This is a genomic window from Streptomyces sp. NPDC054841 (assembly GCF_053611045.1).
In genome coordinates, this window is sequence record NZ_JBSGZO010000933.1 from 1 (window position 1) to 1,089 (window position 1,089).

The 1,089-nt window shown below is 68.9% G+C and carries 2 protein-coding genes; one reads left to right on the plus strand and one right to left on the minus strand.

The annotated features are described in order from the left end of the window. Window positions 1-193: 193 nt before the first annotated feature. The gene (locus ACWGI8_RS44520) at window positions 194-496 is read right to left on the minus strand and encodes a hypothetical protein (protein ID WP_453669366.1); all 303 of its coding nucleotides are present in this window, start codon (window positions 494-496) and stop codon (window positions 194-196) included. A gap of 119 nt (window positions 497-615) precedes the next feature. Here ACWGI8_RS44520 and ACWGI8_RS44525 point away from each other — a divergent pair, with 119 nt between their 5' ends. After that, window positions 616-978 carry a hypothetical protein gene (locus ACWGI8_RS44525; protein WP_453669368.1) on the plus strand — a complete coding sequence of 121 codons (363 nt, stop codon included), beginning with the start codon at window positions 616-618 and terminating at the stop codon, window positions 976-978. The last annotated feature ends 111 nt before the right edge of the window (window positions 979-1,089 follow it).

The following is a 1,089-nucleotide window of genomic DNA, read 5'->3' on the forward strand; positions in this document are numbered from 1 at the left end:
GCATGGACTCCTTTCTCCGCCTTGCGATCGCACGCACCAGACGCCGCCGGGCCCGCCCTTCGGGCGGACGACGCTACTTTGAAGACACTCCCTAGGCCCGGACAGGGCCCAGTAGGCCGTGCACCGCATGCCGTACACGCCGTAGCAGGCAGAGAAGGGCCTCCCCGCACGGGGAAGGCCCTTCTGCCGTGCTTCAGGCCAGGTGGCCGGTCCTGCGCACCGCGAAGCTCACGAACCCGGCCCCGATCCCCAGGAACGCCATCCCGCCGATCAGATAGGGCGCGGTCCGCACGCTGCCGGTGTCGGCCAGGGCCAGTTCCTCGGAGCCGCTCAGCGTGGCCGGCGCCGAGCCGGAAGCGGAAGCTCCGGACAGCTCCTGGACGGGCTGCGTGGCCGCATCCTCAGCTGTCGCGTTCGCCGAGGGGACGAACCACAGCGCGCAGAGAAGGGTTCCGGCTGCGGTAGCGGTCAGCAGCGGACGGCGAGCGACGGACACGGGATCGATCCCCCTTGTGACATCGGCGAATTGGCCGTGTGCGGTGATGCTGCCGCGATGCTAGTGAAAGCAGCGGGTCGCAGGAAAGTCGGGTGTCCCTGAGGCCTAGTCTCCGTCGTATGACCACTTCTGAGACATCACGCTATGTGCGGCTACACGTCGAATTGGTGCTGGAGGTGGCGGAACCGGAGGCCCTGACCGGCGCCGCCCTCGACCGCATCGAAGCGGACGGCCTCATGCCGGACGAGGAGCGCCTGCACGCCGGATCCGCCGTACGCGAGGACGCCGCCGAGGCCCTCGCGTATCTCGTCGACCCCTTCGACCTGGTCGGCGAGGTCCCGGGCGTGGATCTCGCCCAGGCGTCATGGAGCTGTGAGCAAATCGACTACGACCCCGATGCCGAGGAGTGGATTCTCGACGAGGAAGATGGGGAGATGGACGTCACGAACGCCCGGGCCGTGCAGCCGTCGTGCATCGGGTAGTCGATCAGCCGCACGTGGCGCCGGACCGACACCCGGCGCCGCGCGGTGTCCAGGTACGCCTCGGTGGCCACCGCGTCCTGCTGGTAGCTGATCTGGTCGGCGGTGTACGCG